At 56.4% G+C, this 1,142-nt stretch carries 1 protein-coding gene; it reads right to left on the bottom strand.

Translation table 11 applies throughout. From position 1 onward, the window contains the following. Positions 1–1,139, bottom strand: a 1,139-nt coding sequence (gene tuf, locus JAB6_RS00840; protein ID WP_034784654.1) for an elongation factor Tu, incomplete at its 3' end; no start/stop codon positions are given. Positions 1,140–1,142: the final 3 nt, after the last annotated feature.

Raw genomic sequence — 1,142 nt, 5'->3', positions numbered from 1 at the left:
CGGATAGCGAAGCGCAGACCTTCTTCCATCGCGATCGGGTTGATCAGCTTGACGGTGATCGACACGTTATCGCCTGGCATGACCATTTCTTTGTCTGCTGGCAACTCGATCGAACCAGTTACGTCCGTCGTACGGAAGTAGAACTGTGGACGATAGTTGTTGAAGAATGGCGTATGACGGCCGCCTTCGTCTTTCGACAGAACATAGATCTCGCCGGTGAAGTGTGCATGCGGCTTGATCGAGCCTGGCTTGGCCAGAACTTGACCACGTTGCACGTCTTCACGCTTGGTGCCGCGCAGCAGCAGACCAACGTTGTCGCCAGCTTGACCTTGGTCCAGCAGCTTGCGGAACATTTCCACGCCGGTGCAAGTCGTTTTGACGGTATCGGTGATACCGACGATTTCGATCTCTTCGCCGACTTTGACAATGCCGCGCTCGATACGACCGGTCACAACGGTACCACGACCCGAGATCGAGAACACGTCTTCCACTGGCATCAGGAAAGCACCGTCAACAGCGCGCTCTGGCGTTGGGATGTAAGCATCCAGCGCATCGGCCAGACGCAGCACTGCGTCAACGCCCATTTCGCCTTCTTTGCCTTCCAGCGCCATACGTGCCGAACCTTTGATGATTGGCAGGTCGTCGCCTGGGAATTCGTACTTCGACAACAGCTCGCGCACTTCCATTTCAACCAGTTCCAGCAGCTCTGCGTCGTCGACCAGGTCGCACTTGTTCAGGAACACGATGATGTATGGAACGCCAACTTGGCGGGCCAGCAGGATGTGTTCGCGGGTCTGTGGCATTGGGCCGTCAGCTGCGGAGCACACCAGGATCGCGCCGTCCATCTGGGCTGCACCGGTAATCATGTTTTTGATGTAATCGGCGTGGCCTGGGCAGTCAACGTGCGCGTAGTGACGCGTTTCCGTTTCGTACTCGACGTGGGCGGTGTTAATCGTGATACCGCGCGCTTTTTCTTCTGGTGCTGCATCGATCTGGTCGTATGCTTTAGCTTCGCCGCCGAATTTCTTCGACAGAACCGTTGCGATTGCAGCGGTCAGCGTGGTTTTACCGTGGTCGACGTGGCCGATGGTGCCGACGTTGACGTGCGGCTTGGTCCGTTCGAATTTACCTTTTGCCATTTT

The organism is Janthinobacterium sp. HH104, from assembly GCF_001758715.1.
GTDB lineage: Bacteria > Pseudomonadota > Gammaproteobacteria > Burkholderiales > Burkholderiaceae_D > Janthinobacterium > Janthinobacterium aestuarii.
Note: the sequence above shows the minus strand (reverse complement) of the source record. Positions and strands in the feature narration are given on the sequence as shown.